Source organism: Stackebrandtia nassauensis DSM 44728, assembly GCF_000024545.1.
GTDB lineage: Bacteria > Actinomycetota > Actinomycetes > Mycobacteriales > Micromonosporaceae > Stackebrandtia > Stackebrandtia nassauensis.
Genome location: NC_013947.1, coordinates 812500 through 829694, shown reverse-complemented (window position 1 = coordinate 829694; position 17195 = coordinate 812500). Strand labels below are relative to the sequence as shown.

13 protein-coding genes are annotated in these 17195 nt (G+C 69.4%); 6 read left to right on the top strand and 7 right to left on the bottom strand.

What is annotated here, in order from left to right:
- The first annotated feature begins 38 nt into the window (after positions 1–38).
- Positions 39–1787 (top strand): acetyl/propionyl/methylcrotonyl-CoA carboxylase subunit alpha, encoded by a 1749-nt coding sequence (locus tag SNAS_RS03850; protein ID WP_013016065.1) that lies wholly within the window; start codon positions 39–41, stop codon positions 1785–1787.
- Between the two features lie 11 nt (positions 1788–1798).
- Here the strand turns inward: SNAS_RS03850 and SNAS_RS03845 are convergent, their stop codons facing one another.
- The gene (locus SNAS_RS03845) at positions 1799–2380 is read right to left on the bottom strand and encodes a hypothetical protein (protein ID WP_013016064.1); all 582 of its coding nucleotides are present in this window, start codon (positions 2378–2380) and stop codon (positions 1799–1801) included.
- Between the two features lie 168 nt (positions 2381–2548).
- Here SNAS_RS03845 and SNAS_RS03840 point away from each other — a divergent pair, with 168 nt between their 5' ends.
- Entirely contained in the window at positions 2549–3985 is a 1437-nt protein-coding gene (locus tag SNAS_RS03840; protein WP_013016063.1) for a GuaB1 family IMP dehydrogenase-related protein, read from the top strand.
- A gap of 7 nt (positions 3986–3992) precedes the next feature.
- Here SNAS_RS03840 and SNAS_RS03835 read toward each other — a convergent pair whose 3' ends face one another.
- Positions 3993–5384: an NAD(P)H-quinone dehydrogenase gene (locus SNAS_RS03835; RefSeq protein ID WP_013016062.1), complete on the bottom strand. Its 1392-nt coding sequence runs from the start codon at positions 5382–5384 to the stop codon at positions 3993–3995.
- Between the two features lie 71 nt (positions 5385–5455).
- On the opposite strand from SNAS_RS03835, the gene SNAS_RS03830 reads away from it, so the two are divergent.
- On the top strand, positions 5456–5905 hold the full coding sequence (locus SNAS_RS03830) for a gamma-glutamylcyclotransferase family protein (RefSeq protein ID WP_013016061.1): 450 nt from the start codon (positions 5456–5458) through the stop codon (positions 5903–5905).
- Positions 5906–5969: 64 nt separating this feature from the next.
- Here SNAS_RS03830 and SNAS_RS03825 read toward each other — a convergent pair whose 3' ends face one another.
- The 3 genes from SNAS_RS03825 to SNAS_RS03815 form a co-directional block, all read right to left on the bottom strand.
- Positions 5970–7475, bottom strand: a complete 1506-nt coding sequence (locus SNAS_RS03825; RefSeq protein WP_041625535.1) for a M1 family metallopeptidase — start codon at positions 7473–7475, stop codon at positions 5970–5972.
- Positions 7476–7679: 204 nt separating this feature from the next.
- Positions 7680–8915 (bottom strand): amidohydrolase, encoded by a 1236-nt coding sequence (locus SNAS_RS03820; RefSeq protein WP_052304895.1) that lies wholly within the window; start codon positions 8913–8915, stop codon positions 7680–7682.
- A gap of 434 nt (positions 8916–9349) precedes the next feature.
- Positions 9350–10930, bottom strand: coding sequence for an acyl-CoA mutase large subunit family protein (locus tag SNAS_RS03815; protein WP_013016058.1), 1581 nt, complete (start codon positions 10928–10930; stop codon positions 9350–9352).
- Positions 10931–11120: 190 nt separating this feature from the next.
- On the opposite strand from SNAS_RS03815, the gene SNAS_RS03810 reads away from it, so the two are divergent.
- Together SNAS_RS03810 and SNAS_RS03805 are read left to right on the top strand one after the other, a co-directional pair.
- A complete protein-coding gene (locus SNAS_RS03810; protein ID WP_013016057.1) occupies positions 11121–12908 on the top strand; it encodes a serine/threonine-protein kinase in 1788 nt (595 codons plus the stop codon).
- A 63-nt stretch (positions 12909–12971) separates the two neighbouring features.
- Positions 12972–14633 (top strand): phospho-sugar mutase, encoded by a 1662-nt coding sequence (locus SNAS_RS03805; protein WP_013016056.1) that lies wholly within the window; start codon positions 12972–12974, stop codon positions 14631–14633.
- Here SNAS_RS03805 and SNAS_RS03800 read toward each other — a convergent pair.
- Both SNAS_RS03800 and SNAS_RS03795 read right to left on the bottom strand, forming a co-directional pair.
- Entirely contained in the window at positions 14630–15595 is a 966-nt protein-coding gene (locus SNAS_RS03800; protein WP_041624534.1) for a zinc-binding dehydrogenase, read from the bottom strand. The genes SNAS_RS03805 and SNAS_RS03800 overlap by 4 nt on opposite strands.
- Before the next feature lie 26 nt (positions 15596–15621).
- A complete protein-coding gene (locus SNAS_RS03795) occupies positions 15622–15984 on the bottom strand; it encodes a nuclear transport factor 2 family protein (RefSeq protein WP_013016054.1) in 363 nt (120 codons plus the stop codon).
- Between the two features lie 127 nt (positions 15985–16111).
- Here SNAS_RS03795 and SNAS_RS03790 point away from each other — a divergent pair, with 127 nt between their 5' ends.
- Positions 16112–16900 (top strand): helix-turn-helix domain-containing protein, encoded by a 789-nt coding sequence (locus SNAS_RS03790; protein WP_013016053.1) that lies wholly within the window; start codon positions 16112–16114, stop codon positions 16898–16900.
- Positions 16901–17195 lie beyond the last annotated feature (295 nt).

Sequence of the window (17195 nt, the reverse complement as noted above, 5' to 3'; positions counted from 1 at the left end):
GACTAGACTCCTTGCGGGCTTATTCAGGAGGAGAGTCAGTGCGCAAGGTGTTGATAGCCAACCGAGGCGAGATCGCGGTGCGGGTCATCCGTGCCTGCCGCGACGAGGGGATGGCCAGCGTCGCCGTCTACTCCGACTCCGATCGCGACGCGCTGCACGCCAGACTCGCCGACGAGTCCTACGCCCTGGACGGCCTGACCGCCGCCGAGACCTACCTGCGCTTCGACAAGCTGCTCGACGTCGCCGCCCGCTCCGGTGCCGACGCGGTGCACCCCGGCTACGGCTTCCTGTCCGAGAACGCCGACTTCGCGCAGGCCGTCATCGACGCGGGCCTGACCTGGATCGGCCCCACGCCGCGATCCATCCGCGACCTCGGCGACAAGGTCACCGCCCGCCACATCGCCGCCCGCGCCGGAGCCCCGCTGGTGCCCGGCACGTCCGAACCGGTCTCGGGCCCCGACGAGGTGATCGCCTTCGCCGACGAGCACGGCCTGCCGATCGCCATCAAGGCCGCCTTCGGCGGCGGCGGCCGGGGCCTGAAGGTGGCCCGCGACCGCGACGAGATCGCGAACCTCTACGACTCGGCGGTCCGCGAGGCGGTGGCGTCCTTCGGTCGCGGCGAGTGCTTCGTTGAGCGCTACCTGGACAAACCCCGCCACGTCGAGGCGCAGGTGCTGGCCGACACGCACGGCCAGGTCATCGTGGTCGGCACCCGCGACTGCTCCCTGCAACGCCGCCACCAGAAGCTGGTCGAGGAAGCCCCGGCGCCCTTCCTGACCGACGAGCAGCGGCAGCGCATCCACGACTCCGCCAAGGCCATCTGCCGCGAGGCCGAGTACCACGGCGCCGGGACCGTCGAGTTCCTCGTCGGCGCCGACGGCACCATCTCGTTCCTGGAGGTCAACACCCGGCTCCAGGTCGAACACCCCGTCTCCGAGGAGACCACCGGTCTGGACCTGGTGCGGGAACAGTTCCGCATCGCCCGCGGCGAACAACTGGCCCTCACCGAAGACCCCACCCCGCGCGGCCACTCCATCGAGTTCCGCATCAACGGCGAGGACCCAGGCCGCAACTTCCTGCCCGCCCCCGGCGCCGTCACCGAACTCCGGCTGCCCTCCGGCCCGGGCGTGCGGGTCGACACCGGCATCGACACCGGAGCCGTCATCGACGGCAACTTCGACTCCCTGCTGGCCAAGGTCATCGTCACCGGCGCCACCCGCGCCGAGGCCATCGAACGCTCCCGCCGAGTACTGTCCGAAATGGTGGTCGACGGCATGGCCACCGCGCTCCCGTTCCACCGCGCAGTCCTCGACGACCCCGCGTTCACCAGCGAACCGTTCACCGTCCACACCCGCTGGATCGAGACGGAGTGGACCAACACCGTCGAACCCTTCGCCGGTGCCACCGAACTCCCCGAACCCGGAGAACGCGACACCGTCGTGGTCGAGGTCGGCGGCAAACGCCTCGAGGTCCGGCTCCCCGCCGGTCTGGGAGCGGCCCCGGCCGCGTCCGGCGGCACCAAGAAGGCCCCCAAACGCGGCACCAAACGCGCCAGCGCCGCGGCTGCCGGTGGCGACGCCCTGGTCTCCCCGATGCAGGGCACTGTCGTCAAGATCGAAGTCGCCGAGGGCCAGACCGTCGCCGAGGGCGACACCATCGTGGTGCTGGAGGCGATGAAGATGGAACAGCCGCTGACGGCCCACAAGGCGGGCACCGTCACCGGCCTGGACGCCACGGTCGGCGACGTCGTCTCCGCCGGAGCGGCCATCTGCGAGATCAAGGCCTGACCGCTCGCCGGTCAGGAACCGGGTATGCGCTGCGAACTGGCGTACGGCCTGCCGCCGACCCACGAACGCCGCGCATACGCCCTGACCGCCGGTGAGACCTTGTCGCGGATGGGATCCAGACGCATGGGCGGGAACGCGAGCCGCTGCGACGGCATGCCGTGGTGCGAGATCGCACCGTCGACCATCCACTGTCGCAGCAGTTCCTCCTCACCGCATCGATCCGCGTCGCGCGGGTAGATCTCGATGATGAAGTTGAACTTGTTGTCGGGATCCTCGGTGAACCCGACGCCCGCGATGTCCTGCCACGGCAGCAATATCCGTCGTCGCTTCTGGATGTACCAGATGCCGGGGACGTCGATCGCGAGCACCCGCCCGGCCTGCTCCAGGCCCGGCACGAGTCCGTTCATGATGATGAGCGACAGCTTCCCCGCCAATACGAGGATCGCGAACAGCCCAAGCAGTACCGCTATCGCGAAAGGGGCACTGTCCCAGGTCTCCAGGGGCTCCGATGCCTGCAGGACGAAGCCCCCGACGAGCAGGGGCAGGAGGACTGAGACGATCACCAGCCGAGCCTGGGATCCCCGGGTGCTCACGCGCACACGCTCCGCGTCGCTGCTCGGCCTGTCGGAACGATCGCGAACCATGCGCACAAAAGTAGCCGCGCTCACCCCTCATCGCGATTCGCCGATCGAGGCGCCGGATCGGCTAGACTCGCTCGGCCGCTCAGCCAACACCCACGAAACAGAACCTAGGATCACCGCGTGCGCTTTTTGAACGGGGACGTGCCCAGTCACGACCTGACCTACTCCGACGTCTTCATGGTCCCGGCCCGTTCGGCGGTGACGTCGCGGTTGGCCGTCGATCTGTCCAGTGCGGACGGTACCGGGACGACGATCCCGATCATCGCCGCGAACATGACCGCGGTGTCGGGGCGGCGGATGGCCGAGACGCTGGCCAGGCGGGGAGGTCTGGCCGTGATTCCGCAGGACATCCCGCTCGACGTGGTCGCCGAGGTCATCGACTGGGTCAAGCAGCGCGACACCGTGTACGACACGCCCATCACGCTCACCGGTTCGCACACCGTCGGGGACGCGTTGGCGCTGTTGCCCAAGCGGGCCCACGGCGCCCTCATAGTCGTGGACGACGAGCAGCGGCCGTTCGGCGTCGTCACCGAGTCCGACTGCGCCGGGGTGGATCGGTTCGAGCAGTTGCGCAATGTCGCCTCCACCGATCTGCTCACCCTCACGACCGGGTTGGCCGCCGAGGACGCCTTCGACCGGCTGGACGGGGCGCACCGGAAGCTGGCGCCGGTCGTCAACGCCGAGGGGCAGCTGGCCGGGATCCTCACCCGTTCCGGGGCACTGCGCACCACGCTGTACACGCCCAACATGGATGACAAGGGGCGGTTGCGGATCGCGGCGGCCATCGGGATCAACGGCGACATCGCCGCCAAGACCACGCAGCTGGTGGAGGCCGGGGCCGACATCATCGTCGTCGACACCGCGCACGGCCACCAGGCGAAGATGCGCGACGTGCTCGCCACGGTGCGACGGCTCGCACCCGACACCGCGATCGCGGCCGGGAACGTCGTCACCGCCGAAGGAGTGGCCGACCTCGTGGACGCGGGAGCCGACATCGTCAAGGTCGGTGTGGGCCCGGGAGCCATGTGCACCACCCGCATGATGACCGGCGTGGGTCGCCCCCAGTTCTCGGCGGTGCTGGAGTGCGCGGCCGAGGCGGCGCGGCTGGGCCGTCACGCGTGGGCGGACGGCGGGGTGCGACACCCGCGCGATGTGGCGCTGGCGCTGGCCGCCGGGGCGTCCAACGTGATGATCGGGTCCTGGTTCGCGGGCACCTACGAGTCCCCCGGCGATCTGCGTTCCGACGCCGACGGGAAGCTCTACAAGGAGAACTTCGGCATGGCCTCGGCCCGTGCCGTGCGGCTGCGCACCGCCACCGACAGCCCCTACGAGCAGGCCCGCAAGGCGCTGTTCGAGGAGGGCATCTCGACGTCCAGGATGTACCTGGACCCGGCCCGGCCGGGTGTCGAGGACCTGCTGGACTCCATTGTGGCTGGTATTCGCTCCGCCTGCACCTACGCGGGTGCCGCGACGCTGGCCGAGTTCCACGAGCGCGCGGTCGTGGGCGTGCAGTCGGCGGCCGGTTTCACCGAGGGAGCCCCGCTGCCGACCTGGTGAGCGCCGCCTACTCGAACTCGTGCTGCATCAGCTGGCGGGCCGCCTCGGCCAGCGAGCCGGACATGGACGGGTAGATCGTGACGGTGCGGGCCAGTTCCTCGACCGTGAGGTGGTTCTGGATCGCCAGTGAGATCGGCAGGATCAGTTCGCTGGCCTTGGGCGCCACCACGACGCCGCCGACCACCAGGCCGGAGGCCGGGCGGCAGAACAGTTTCACGAAGCCGTCGGCGAAGCCCGACATCTTGGCGCGCGGGTTGCCCTCCAGCGGGAGGGTGACCGAGCGGGCCGGGACCTTGCCGGAGTCCACATCGGCCTGGGTGGCGCCGACGGTGGCCAGTTCCGGGTCGGTGAACACGTTGGCGGCCACGGTCTGGAGTTGCAGCGGTTTGACGGTCTCGCCGAGGGCGTGCCACATGGCGATGCGGCCCTGCATGGCCGCGACCGAGGCGAGCATCTGGACGCCGGTGACGTCACCGGCCGCGTAGACGCCGGGCACGTTGGTGCGGGAGACCCGGTCGGTCTCGACGAAACCCCAATCGTTGCAGGTGACCCCGGCCGCCGCCAGGCCCAGGCCCGCCGTGTTGGGGACCGAGCCGACGGTCATGAGCGCGTGGGTTCCGGTGAGCCGCTGGCCGTCGGCCAGTTCGGCGACGACGCCGTCGCCCTCGGCGCACACCTTCAGGGCGCGGGCGTTGGGCACGATGGTCATGCCGCGTTCCCGGAACACCGACTCGATGGCCATGGCCGCGTCGGTGTCCTCGTGCGGCAGCACGTGCTCCCTTGAGGACACCAGGGTGACGTCGACGCCCATCGCCAGGTAGGCCGAGGCGAACTCGGCGCCGGTGACACCCGAACCGACCACGATCAGTTTCTCGGGCAGCTCCTCCAGGTCGTAGACCTGGCGCCACGACAGGACGCGTTCGCCGTCCGGGCGGGCGTCGCGCAGCACCCGGGGGGTGGCGCCGGTGGCCAACAACACCACGGTGGCGTCGACCTCGTAGGCCTCGCCGTCGACCGGCAGGATCTCGACCTTGTGGTTGAAGCCCTCGGTGACGCCGGTCAGCCGGGCCCGGCCGGTGATGTACTCCACCCCGGACTTGACGAGCTTGTTGCAGATGTCCCCCGACTGTTGCAGCGCCAGCATCTTCACCCGGTCGTGCACGAGCTGCGCGTCCACCGTGACGTCCTTGGCCGACACGCCGAGGCGTTCGGCCCGGTCGATGCTGGTGCGCGCCGTCGAGGAGGCGATGAAGGTCTTGGAGGGTACGCAGTCGCTCAGCACGCAGGCGCCACCCGCGCCGGTCTCCTCGATGAGGGTGACATCGGCGTCCAGTTGCGCCGCGACGAGGGCGGCCTCATATCCGGCGGGACCTCCACCGATGATCACGATGCTCGGCACGATTTACCTCGGGCTTTCCGTATTTGCGACAACGGCTGCGCAGTGATTGTCCCTCACGCTATCGTTCTATAGTGCCGCTGTATGCCGCCTATGGTTCGAACCTCGACCCCGGACGAATGCGGGCCACGTGCCCGAGGTCCCCACTGGTGGGTACCGGCTGGCTTGAGGGCTGGAGATTGACCTTCGGAGGGCGCGAGCTGGGCTGGGAGTCCGCCGTCGCCACCGCCGTCGAAGCCGAGGGGGATCGCACCTTCGTCGCCTTGTACGACGTCGATCCGACCGCCGACGTGGAGACGCTCGACGAGTTGGAGGGCGCCAACGGCGGCATGTATCGCCGGATTCACACCACCGCCGCCACCCTCGACGGTGACGTCGCGGTGTGGATGTACGTGTTCAACGGTTACGAGGGCGGTCTGCCCAGCGTGTGGTACCTGGCCGAGCTGGCCGCCGCCGCCGAGAAGGCCGGAGCCCCGGAGGACTACGTCGCCGCGCTGCGCAAGCGACCCTGCGCGCCAGGCTGACCCACCCCCCGACACGTGAAACGGGCCGACACCCCCGAAGGGGTGCCGACCCGTCGTTAAGCGCTCAGTGCTGGCCGTGGCCGTGCTCGACGAAATGCTTGTGGAGTTTCACCATCCCGTCAAAGGACTTCGGTTCGCCCTTCACCTGGACATCGGCCCCGTTCGGACTCGTCGCCGGCTTGCCCTTGGCATAGATCCAGGTCTCGAAGAGCTCGTCGAGTTGTTCGCCGGCGACACGTTCGGCGCGGGCGATGAACTCGGCGGTGGTGGCGTTGCCGCCCTTCTTGAGCTTGTGCCAGCTCCGCAGGATCTCGAAGAACTTCCGGTCGCCGACCTCGCCGCGCAGGGCGTGCAGCGCCATGGCTCCCCGCTCATACACCGCGGACTCGAAGATCTTCTTCGGGTCGGCGACGACGACCTGCCAGAACGGGTCGTCGGCGGGGTACTTCTCGTAGAACGCCTGGGCCAGCTGGTCGGCCGTACCGAGGCCACGCTCTTCCGACCACAGCCATTCCGCGTACGTCGCGAAGCCCTCGTTGAGCCACATGTGGCTCCAGTCGGCCACTGACACCGAGTCGCCGAACCATTGGTGTGCCTGCTCGTGCGCGATCACCCAGCCGGGCTCGGGAAGGTCCCAGAAGGAGGTGCCGTAGGCCGGGCGGGTCTGGTTCTCGATCGCGTACCCGATGCCGTTGACGGCCACGCCGCCGATCGCCTCGAACGGGTAGGGACCGAACTTGTCGCTGAGGAAGTCGGTGACCTCCGGTGTGGTTCCGATCTGCTCCTTGGCCGTCGCCAGCCATTCCGGCTTCAGCGACTCGTCGTACGCCGTGATGTACGGCTTGCCCCGCCAGGTCGACTGGTGCACCTCGTACTCGCCCAGCGCGATGAACGCGAGGTAGGTCGCCATCGGGTACTTGCTCTTCCAGTTCCATCTGGTCCAGCCGGGGCGTTCGTCGTCCTTTCCGGCCAGGACACCGTTGGACAGTGCGGAGGTGCCGTCGGGCACTTCGGCCGACACGGCGAAGGTGGCCTTGTCGGACGGATGGTCGCTGGACGGGAACCACCACTCGGCGACCCGGGGCTGACTCACCGCGAAGCCACCCGTGGCCGTACGCGTCCAGGCGGTGTACCGCCCCTCGATCACGACGGTGGACGGAATGCCGGAGTACTTCACGAGCACGCGAAGCGACTGGCCCTTCGCGACCGGGCTGCTCGGCGTCACGATCAGCTCGCTGGGGTCGGCCGGGTCGGTGGCGAACTCCGCGGCGGCGTCATTGACCGTGATCGCGCTGACGGTCAGGCCGAAGTCCAGGTTGAAACGGGAAAGATCCTGGGTCGCGGTCGCCTTGATGGTGGTCTGCCCGGACAGTTCGTCCGTCTTCGGCTGGTAGGTCAGCCTGATGTCGTAGTGACCGACGTTGTACCCGCCGTTCCCGGCGCCCGGGTAGTACGGATCGCCCACCCCCGGCGCGCCGGGGGTGGGCGCCGCGGCCGCCGTCGTGGCGAGCATGACCGTAGCCAGCCCAGCGGCCAGCGCGCCGAATCCGACACGCGCCTTCGTCCACATGGTCATGCGAACCTCCATGAGATGTTGACCTTGCCTGTCGAGGAGAGACGGTACCCGGCGGAACCCCTTGCGCTGTAGGCAAAAGGGCGGCAGTTCACCAGCAGAACGGCAGGGCGGCCACGGCTGCGCGGGCGGCCGTGCGCGCCGGGTCGAGACAGGAATCGGCCGGTACCCCGTGTGAGGGCACCGGCCGATGGACAGGTTCTAGAAAGCCGCTGAGGCGCTCGCCGCCAGCGCGGTGTGGACCAGCACCCGCACGCCGTGCGCGATCGCCTTCTCGTCCACGTCGAAGCTGCCCTGGTGCAGGTCCAGGTGTTCGCCGGGACGGCCGACACCCAGCCGGGCCATGGCGCCGGGAACCTGTTCCAGGTACCAGGAGAAGTCCTCGCCGCCCATGCTGACCGGCGTCTCGACGACGGCCGACTCGCCGAGCGCGGCCGAGGCCGCGCCCGCGAACATGGCGGTGGCGACCCGGTCGTTGATGACCGGCGGAACGCCCCGGGTGTAGGTGATCTCGGCTTCGGCGCCGGTGGGTCTGACCACGTCCTCGATGATCTGGGTGACCATGTCCGGGACGGTCTTCCACGCGTCGCGGTCGAGCATGCGCACGGTGCCCAGCACCCGGCCCTCACGCGGGATCGCGTTGGCGGCCGAACCGGCCTCGATGGCGCCGAACACCAGCGCGACACCGGTTCGCGGGTCGAGCCTGCGGTCCAGCAGCGCCGGGACGTCCACGACGACGCGCGACAGCGCGTGCACCAGGTCGGTGGTCAGGTGCGGCCGCGAGGTGTGGCCGCCGCGGCCGGTCAGCCGCACCTCCAGCATGTCGCTGGCGGCGGTCAGCGGACCGGAGCGGACCCCGACCATCCCGGTGGGAAGCCTGGGGTCGCAGTGGAACGCGAAGATCGAGGAGACGCCGTCCAGCGCCCCGGCGCGCATCATCTGCGGCGCCCCGGAGGGGAACTTCTCCTCGCTGGGCTGGAACACCAGCCGGACCCGGCCGGGCAGTTCGCCACGGCGGTCCAGTTCGGCCAGCACCCGGCCCGCGCCGAGCAGGACGGTGGTGTGGACGTCGTGCCCGCACGCGTGGCAGGCACCGGGAACCGTTGAGCGGTAAGGGACGTCCTTCGGGTCCTGGATCGGCAGCGCGTCCATGTCGCCGCGCAGGGCCACGATGCGGCCCGATTCACCCTCACCGATGTCACAGGTGAGGCCGTTGCCGCCGGGGATCAGCCGGGGCTTGAGGCCCTCGGCGGCCAGTTTCTCGGCCATCAGTGCCGTGGTGGCGTGTTCGTATCCGGACAGTTCCGGGTTCATGTGCAGGTGACGACGAATCTGTACGAGCTCGGACCCGTTTTCCGTTAGCCAGCCGTCGAGCATGGCGGGGAGGAAGTCATCCTGCCCTGCATGGTGGCTCGACGGCCTGGGATCAGCCGGCATGGGATCCCCTGGCATGGAATGAGCGGTCAGAGTCGTCATCGCCTCATAGCTTTCACTTTGAGATTTTCCGATATCGCGAACGTCGGCCAGCCTAAACCCGTGAGACTCACGATGGCCAACCACCGTGACTGTCTTCTGTGGCCTATTTCTGCCTTCGGCGGAGCGTATGCGCGTCCGCAGCCCACGACGAACCGAAGCCGACATCACGTCCCACACCTCCTATAACGCACCGATCGGACTGAAGTTACGGCCCCTAACAGGCGCCTTTCAGGTGAGACGATGACCACGGTCAGATATGACGCGACACCGTTTCACTCTTACGGTGGGTAATCGCCCGTCAAAAACGACGATTCAGTGAAATAGAATCCGCCCCTATCCCATTATCAGTGACCGAACCGCCACACACTAAGAGGAAATGGGACTGGAATTAGTCCTCAAAAGGACTCAGGCGGGCGATATGAACCCCATACCCCACGCAACGCATTGCAAACCTCGCCCACGGTAGCCATCGCCTTCAATGCGCGTTTGGCCGGATACAGAACGTTGTCGGTTCCCTCGGCGGCTTCACGTACCGCGGTCAGTGCCGCCGTCACCTCGGCGTTGTCGCGCTCGGAACGCAGTTTCTCCAGCCGGTCACGCTGCGCCGCCTCGATTCCGGGATCGACGCGCAGCGGTTCGTACGGCTCCTCCTCGTCGAGCGCGAATCGGTTGACGCCGACGACGACGCGTTCACCGGAGTCGATTTCCTGGGAAGTGGCGTAGGCGGTCGTCTCGATCTCGTTCTTCTGGAATCCGGATTCGATGGCCGCCACCGAGGAACCGAAGTCGAATACCCGCTCGATGAGCTGATCGGCGGCCGATTCGATCTCGTCGGTCATCGACTCCATCAGGTACGAACCGGCGAACGGGTCGACGGTCGCGGTCACGTCGGTCTCGTAGGCGAGCACCTGCTGGGTGCGCAGCGCCAGCCGGGCGGCCTTCTCGGTCGGCAGCGCGATGGCCTCGTCGAAACTGTTGGTGTGCAAGGACTGGGTGCCGCCCAGTACCGCCCCCAGGCCCTGGAGCGCGACCCGGACCAGGTTGACCTCGGGCTGCTGGGCGGTCAGCTGCACGCCCGCGGTCTGGGTGTGGAACCGCAGCATCTGCGATTTCGGGTTCTTGGCGCCGAAGTCGTCGCGCATGACGCGGGCCCAGATGCGCCGGGCGGCGCGGAACTTCGCGATCTCCTCCAGAAGCGTGGTGCGGGCGACGAAGAAGAACGACAGCCGGGGCGCGAACTCGTCGACGTCCATGCCGGCGTCGATGGCGGCGCGCACGTACTCGATGCCGTTGGCGAGCGTGAACGCGACCTCCTGCACGGGGGTGGCCCCGGCCTCGGCCATGTGGTAGCCGGAGATCGAGATGGTGTTCCACTTCGGGATCTCGTTGCGGCAGTAGGCGAAGGTGTCGGAGACCAGCCGCAGGCTGGGAGCGGGCGGGAAGATGTAGGTCCCGCGCGCGATGTACTCCTTGAGGATGTCGTTCTGGATCGTGCCGGAAAGCGCGTCGGGCGCCACGCCCTGTTCCTCGGCGACAAGTTGGTACAGCAGCAACAGCAGCGAGGCCGGGGCGTTGATGGTCATCGAGGTGGAGACCTTGTCCAGCGGGATGCCGCCGAACAGGGTGCGCATGTCGGCCAGCGAGTCGATGGCCACCCCGACCTTGCCGACCTCACCGGCGGCCAGTTCGGCGTCGGAGTCGTAGCCCATCTGGGTGGGCAGGTCGAAGGCCACCGACAGTCCGGTGGTGCCCGCCTCCAGCAGCTGGTGGTAGCGGCGGTTCGACTCGGTGGCGGTGCCGAAGCCGGCGTACTGGCGCATCGTCCAGGGCCGGGTGGTGTACATCGTCGGGTAGGGGCCCCGGGTGTACGGGTACTGACCCGGCTGCCCCAGTCGTCCGGTGAGACCCTCGGCGACGTCGTCGGGGCCGTACACCGGACGGAGCTCGAAACCGGACTCGCTGTGACGCTGCGACATGCCTCGATCGTATGCGGACGGTTGTGACGCGTGTCGGCTCGCCGGGAGCCTGCCGGATATCTCACGCCCCGTGTGCGTCATACGCACCATTCGTCACCGTCTGGGCACCGTGAGGAATTGGTCCGATCGACGGGTCGCCGATCTCAGGATTCCTTGTAACACTGGGACGGTTAAGGAGGAGGACACCCCCGTGACGTTTCCGCCCGATGCCGCCGCGACCCCCGAGGGGCAGACAGCACCGCGCGTGGCACAGCCCGGTGTCGTGATCGCCGACCGTTATGAGCTGACCGCCAAGGTCGGCGACGGTGGCCACGGCACGGTTTGGCGTGCCCATGACCGCCTGTTGCAGCGCGACGTGGCCGTCAAGGAAGTGACCCTGCCGCCGTATCTGCCGCCGGACGAGCGCGAGCAGCTGTGCGACCGCACGCTGCGCGAGGCGCGCGCCGCGGCCAGCCTCTCGCACGCCTCGGTGGTGCGGGTCTTCGACGTGGTGACCGAGGACGGCCGTCCCTGGATCGTCATGGAGCTGCTCAAGGCCCGCAGCCTGGCCGACATCATCTCCGCCGACGGGCCGATGCCGCCGCGGGTGGTCGCCAAGATCGGGCTGTCGCTGGTCAGCGCGCTGGAGGCCGCGCACGAGGCGGGCATCGTGCACCGCGACATCAAGCCCGGCAACGTCATGATCTCCGCCGACGGGCGCTGCGTCCTGTCCGACTTCGGCGCGGCGGCGGCCTCGGCGTCCGGAACCGGACACACCGCGCCGGGCATGGTGCTGGGTTCGGCGCACTACATCGCGCCCGAACGGGCGATCGGCGGCCCCGCCGAACCGCCCAGCGACCTGTTCTCGCTCGGCGTGACGCTGTACGCCGCGCTGGAGGGCCGTCCGCCCTTCGACCGGGGCGACACCACCGCGACCATGCACGCCGTCGTCCACGACCCGCCCGAGGCGCCCCGCAACGCCGGGCCGCTGGCGCCGCTGCTGGCCGGACTGCTCGACAAGGACCCGACGCAGCGGTTCACGGTGCAGCACACCCGGAACACGCTCACCGGCCTGCTGTCGGGGCCGCTGTCGGCCGACGGCGCCACCGGGGTGCTTCCCACCTCCGGCGGCCCGATCTCGGGCATACCGGCCTCGCCCGGCGGTTTCCCGGTCTCGGCACCGCCGACGTCCCCGGCACCGACCTCCGCGATGCCCGCCTCCGGCGCGCCACTCGGCCCGGTATCGGGTGGCCCCACCTCCGGCGGACCGGTCTCGGGCGCCGCGGCGCCGGGCTACCCGGCCGGATACGCCGCCGCCACCGCGGAGCCGTACACCCCGCCGGTGGACCCGTACTACCACCAGACCGGCCAGCCGTTCCCTCAGCCGCCCAAGCAGCAGAAGAAGACCGGCATGCTGCTGGGCATCGGCATCGGCGTGGTGGTGCTGGCGCTGCTCGGGACGCTGGGCTTCATGATGTTCGGCGGCAGCGGTGAGGAACCGCCCTCCGACGACAGCGGCGACGACAGCCAGCAGGACGCCGCGTTCGAGACCGAGCTCTACAAGGACCCCGACGGCCGGTTCACCGTCGAGATCCCCAAGGGCTGGAAGGCCGCGCAGAAGTCCAACCCGGAGCAGACCTTCCTCGACATCACCGACCCCGACAACGGCGACCGGTGGGTGCGGCTCAACGTGCTCAACGAGGCCGACCCCAAGGCCGCCGTGACCGGTGGCGTCGAGGGCCTCAAGTCGAGCGACAAGTTCGTCAGCGGCACCCTGGAGACCGTGGAGTCCAAGCCCGCGAAGCTGGGTGACCTGAAGGCGCACCAGGTGGAGTACACCGCCGAGCGCTCCAGCGACGGCCAGAAACGGCACGCGATGTGGCTCATCGCCTCCGACGGTTCGACCTCGTACCACGTGTACCTGTCGGTGCCGCAGAAGACGTGGAAGGACAGTCTGCCGATCTTCGAGAACGCGGTGAAGACGTACAAGATCCTCTGACATGGTCACGTTCGACGATGGGCGTCCTGCCTCTGCGTAGGGGCGTTATGCGAAGATCAGCGCATGCCAGAGCCGACCGCCACCACCACATTGGAATCGCTTCGGGCCCGCGTGCTGCGCTGGATCACCGATGACCCGGATCCGGCCAGCCGGGAGGAGCTGTACCGGCTCCTCGACGAACTGCCCGCCAGCCACCCGGAACTGGCGGACCGGTTCTCCGGACGGCTGACCTTCGGCACCGCCGGACTGCGCGGCCCGGTCCGCGCCGGCCCGGCCGGGATGAACCGCGCGGTGGTGCGCGCGGCCGCCGCCGGACTGGTGTCCTGGTTGGACGGCAAGGGCGCGGCCGGTCCGGTCGTGATCGGCTTCGACGCCCGGTACGGCTCCACCGACTTCGCCGAGGAGACCGCCCGGGTCGTCACCGGCAGCGGACGGCGCGCGCTGCTCATGCCCCGGCCGCTGCCGACGCCGGTGCTGGCCCACGCGGTGCGGGCCCTGGACGCGGTGGCCGGTGTCATGGTCACCGCCAGCCACAATCCGCCCGCCGACAACGGTTACAAGGTCTATCTGGGCGCGGCGCTGGGTGGGCCGCGCGGTGCCGGGGCGCAGATCGTGTCCCCCGTGGACGCCGAGATCGAGTCCGCGATCGAGAAACTCGGTCCACTGTCGAAGATCAAGCTCGGCGAGGCCGGGGAGCGGCTGGGCGAGTCCATAGTCGAGTCCTATCTGGACGGGGTGGCGGCGGTCGTCGACCCGCACAACCCCAAGGCGCTGTCCGTCGTGGCCACCCCGATGCACGGCGTCGGCGGCGCGACGCTGCGCGATGCCATGGTGCGCGCCGGTTTCGCGGCCCCGCCGCTGGTGGCCGAGCAGGCCGAACCCGACCCGGACTTCCCCACCGTCGCCTTCCCCAACCCCGAGGAACCCGGCGCGATGGACCTGCTGATCGCGCTGGCGCGCCGCACCGGGGCGGACCTGGCCATCGCACTGGACCCGGACGCCGACCGGTGCGCGGTGGCCATCGAGGACGCCAAGGGCTGGCGGGGACTGCGCGGCGACGAGCTGGGCATCCTGCTGGCCGACCACCTGATCCGGCGCGGCCGGGGCGGCACCTACGCCACCACGATCGTGTCCTCGTCGATGCTGCGGGCACTGTGCGAGGCCAGGGGCGTCGCGTACGAGGAGACGCTGACCGGGTTCAAGTGGATCGTGCGGGCCGCCGACGACCTGGCCTTCGGCTACGAGGAGGCCATCGGCTACTGCGTCGCCCCCGGGCACGTCCGCGACAAGGACGGCGTCTCGGCGGCGCTGTTGACCTGCGAGCTGGCCGCCGGGCTGCGGGCCCAGCTGCACAACCTGCCCGACCGGCTCGACGAGCTGGCCCGCGAGTTCGGCGTCCACGCCACCAGTCAGCTGTCGGTGCGGGTGGACGACCTGCGCGAGATCGCCGACGCCATGGCCCGGCTGCGCGCCAACCCACCGAAGACCCTTTTGGACGATCCGATCACCGAGCACGTCGACCTGCGGCCGGAGGCCGACGTGGTCACGCTGCGCACCACCAACGCCCGGGTCGTGGTGCGGCCCTCGGGAACCGAGCCGAAGCTGAAGGCGTACCTGGAGTTCGTGGAGCCGGTGGCCGACGACGACATCCCCGCCGCCCGGGAGCGGGCGGCGGCGTGCCTGGAGGCGCTGCGCACCGAGACCGCGGCGGCGCTCGGGCTCTAGAGCCGCACGACGAGTTTGCCGAACACTCGGTTGTGTTCCAGGTCGTCGTGCGCCCGCCGGATGTCGTCCAGTGTGTACACGTGTGTCGGTCCCGGGTTGACCGCGCCGGAGGCGAGTTTGTCCAGATGGTCCTGGAGCACCTCGCTGGGCAGGTCCTCGCTCTCGCCGCCGTAACCGGTGAGCCGCACGCCTTTGGGGATGTACCCGATCGGATAGAAGTTCGGGACGATCCACTCGTTGGACAGCATGCCGGTGAAGCACACCGTGCCGTGTACCCGGGTGGCCGCGAGCGTGTCCGGCAGCGTCGGGGTGCCGACCAGTTCCAGCGCGGCGTCGACCCCGCCGGGGCACAGGCCGCGCACCGTGTCCGCGATGTGTCCATCGTCGACGACGGCCTGGTCGACGCCCTGCCGCAGCAGCGCCTCGGCCCGGTCCGGGTTACGGGTGGTGGACAGGACCGTGGCGCCGATGTCCTTGGCCAGCGTCGCGGCGACCAGGCCGAGGGCGGAGGTGCCGCCCCGGATCAGCAGCGTCTGCCCGGCGTGCAGGTCCAGGCCGGTGGTGAGCGAACCGTAGGCCGTCTGCAGGGTCTCGGGGACCGCGCCGATGACCTCCCACGGCAGTGCGGAGCGGAACGGGACCACATTGGAGCGCGGCACGACGGTGTACTCGGCGTAGCCGCCGTCGTAGCGGCGCCCCATGTCCCCCATCATCGCGGCGACCTGGCGGCCTTCCAGGTCGCCGTCCGGATCGGCGTCCACGACGCCGACGCACTCGATGCCCAGCACCCGCGGGAAGGTGACGCCCTCGGCCAGGCCCAGCCGGGTGTGGAGTTCGGAACGGTTGAGGCCGAAGGCCTCCACCTTGACGCGAACCCAGCCCGGTCGCGGTTCCGGCACCGGGAGGTCGACAAGTTCCAGGTTCGTCACCGGACCGGGCTCTCGCAACCGGGCGGCTCGCATCGTCGGAGTCGTCATGAGCGGTGAGGTTACCCCGGCACCCGGTCCAGGAAACCGTGCACGGACTTCACGCGGCCGTCGGCGTCGAGGACGACGACGTCGAAGCCCAGCACCGGCGGTTCCTCGCCCTCGGGGCCCAGTCCCCAGCTGAACCGGGCCTGGTTGTTGTGGCCGTCGACGGCACCCACCAGCGAGAACGTCCAGCCGGGGAACTGGCCGTGGGCGCCGGTGATGAACGCGTCCAGTCCCTCGTGGCCGGTCACGGCCGCCATCGGGTCGACGTAGCTGACGTCCTTGGTGAACACCTCGGCCAGCAGTTCGGCGCGGCGGTCGGTGTCGGTGGCGTTGAAGGCGTCCAGGTACTTGGCGGCGATGGCGTGGAAGTCGTACATGTCGTGGTCTCCTTGGGTTGTCGTCCCGTCGGTTCCGGGAACGACACCAGCTTGTCCCCGAGGTGGCGTCCCGTCGATTACCTGAGAGGTAAAGCCGGGCATTACCCGTGGTCGTAGGCTTGCCCGCATGACCCAGCTCGCCGAACCGGCCACCACCCCGCCCGCCGGTGAACTCATCCGGCACTGGCGCGGCCAGCGCCACCTGACGCAGCAGCAGCTGTCGATCCGGTGCGGGGTGTCGACCCGGCACCTGAGTTTCATCGAGACCGGACGGTCGCGGCCGACCGCGTCGATGATCCTGCGGGTGTGCGAGGAGCTGGACGTCCCGCTGCGGCACCGCAACGACATCCTGCTGGCGGCGGGCCACGCCCCGGCCTTCACCGAGTCCTCACTGGAGCAGCCGTCGATGCGAAGCATCAGCCAAGCGCTGATCCAGATCCTGGACGGGCACCTGCCGTTTCCGGCCGTCGTGGTGGACCGGCACTGGAACATGGTGGACGCCAACGCCGCCATCGACCCGCTCACCGAGGGCTGCGACGCGGCGCTGCTGGAGCCGCCGGTCAACGTGCTGCGGCTGAGTCTGCACCCGGACGGGATGGCACCGCGCATCCGCAACCTGCCGCAGTGGCGGGGACACATCCTGTCCCGGCTCGACCATCAGATCCGCACCACCGGCGACGCGGAACTGGAGCGGCTGCGCACCGAGCTGGGCGGCTATCCCGGCGGCGTCGACCACGCGCCCGGGCACAGTCTGGTGGTGCCGCTGCGGGTGACGACCGCGGCCGGGGTGCTGTCGTTCTTCAGCACCACCACGGTCTTCGGCACTCCCATGGACGTGACGGTCGCGGAGCTGGCCATCGAGTCGTTCTTCCCGGCCGACGCCGAGACCGCCGCGGCACTGCGCGGACCGGCATGACGAACGTCCGGCCGCCGGAGTGTCCCCAGTGGCCGGACGTCACGACCGGGGTTCACCGGGTAGCGGTCAGCCGGGCGCCCAGCGCCTTGGCGGCCCTACGCAGAGTACTTGTACGGTGTGTTAGCGTGTGTGTCTCGTGCGAGTCGCTGAAGGCACAATCCCGGCCACTTGGCCGGTGGACCCGGTTTCCCCGCGACGTTGGAGCGCGAAGACCTGCCGGGTGCGATTCCCGGCATGCGGGGCGACAGTCACGCGTCCCGGACGCCGCGAACAATGGCGTCCCAGATGCGGAAGC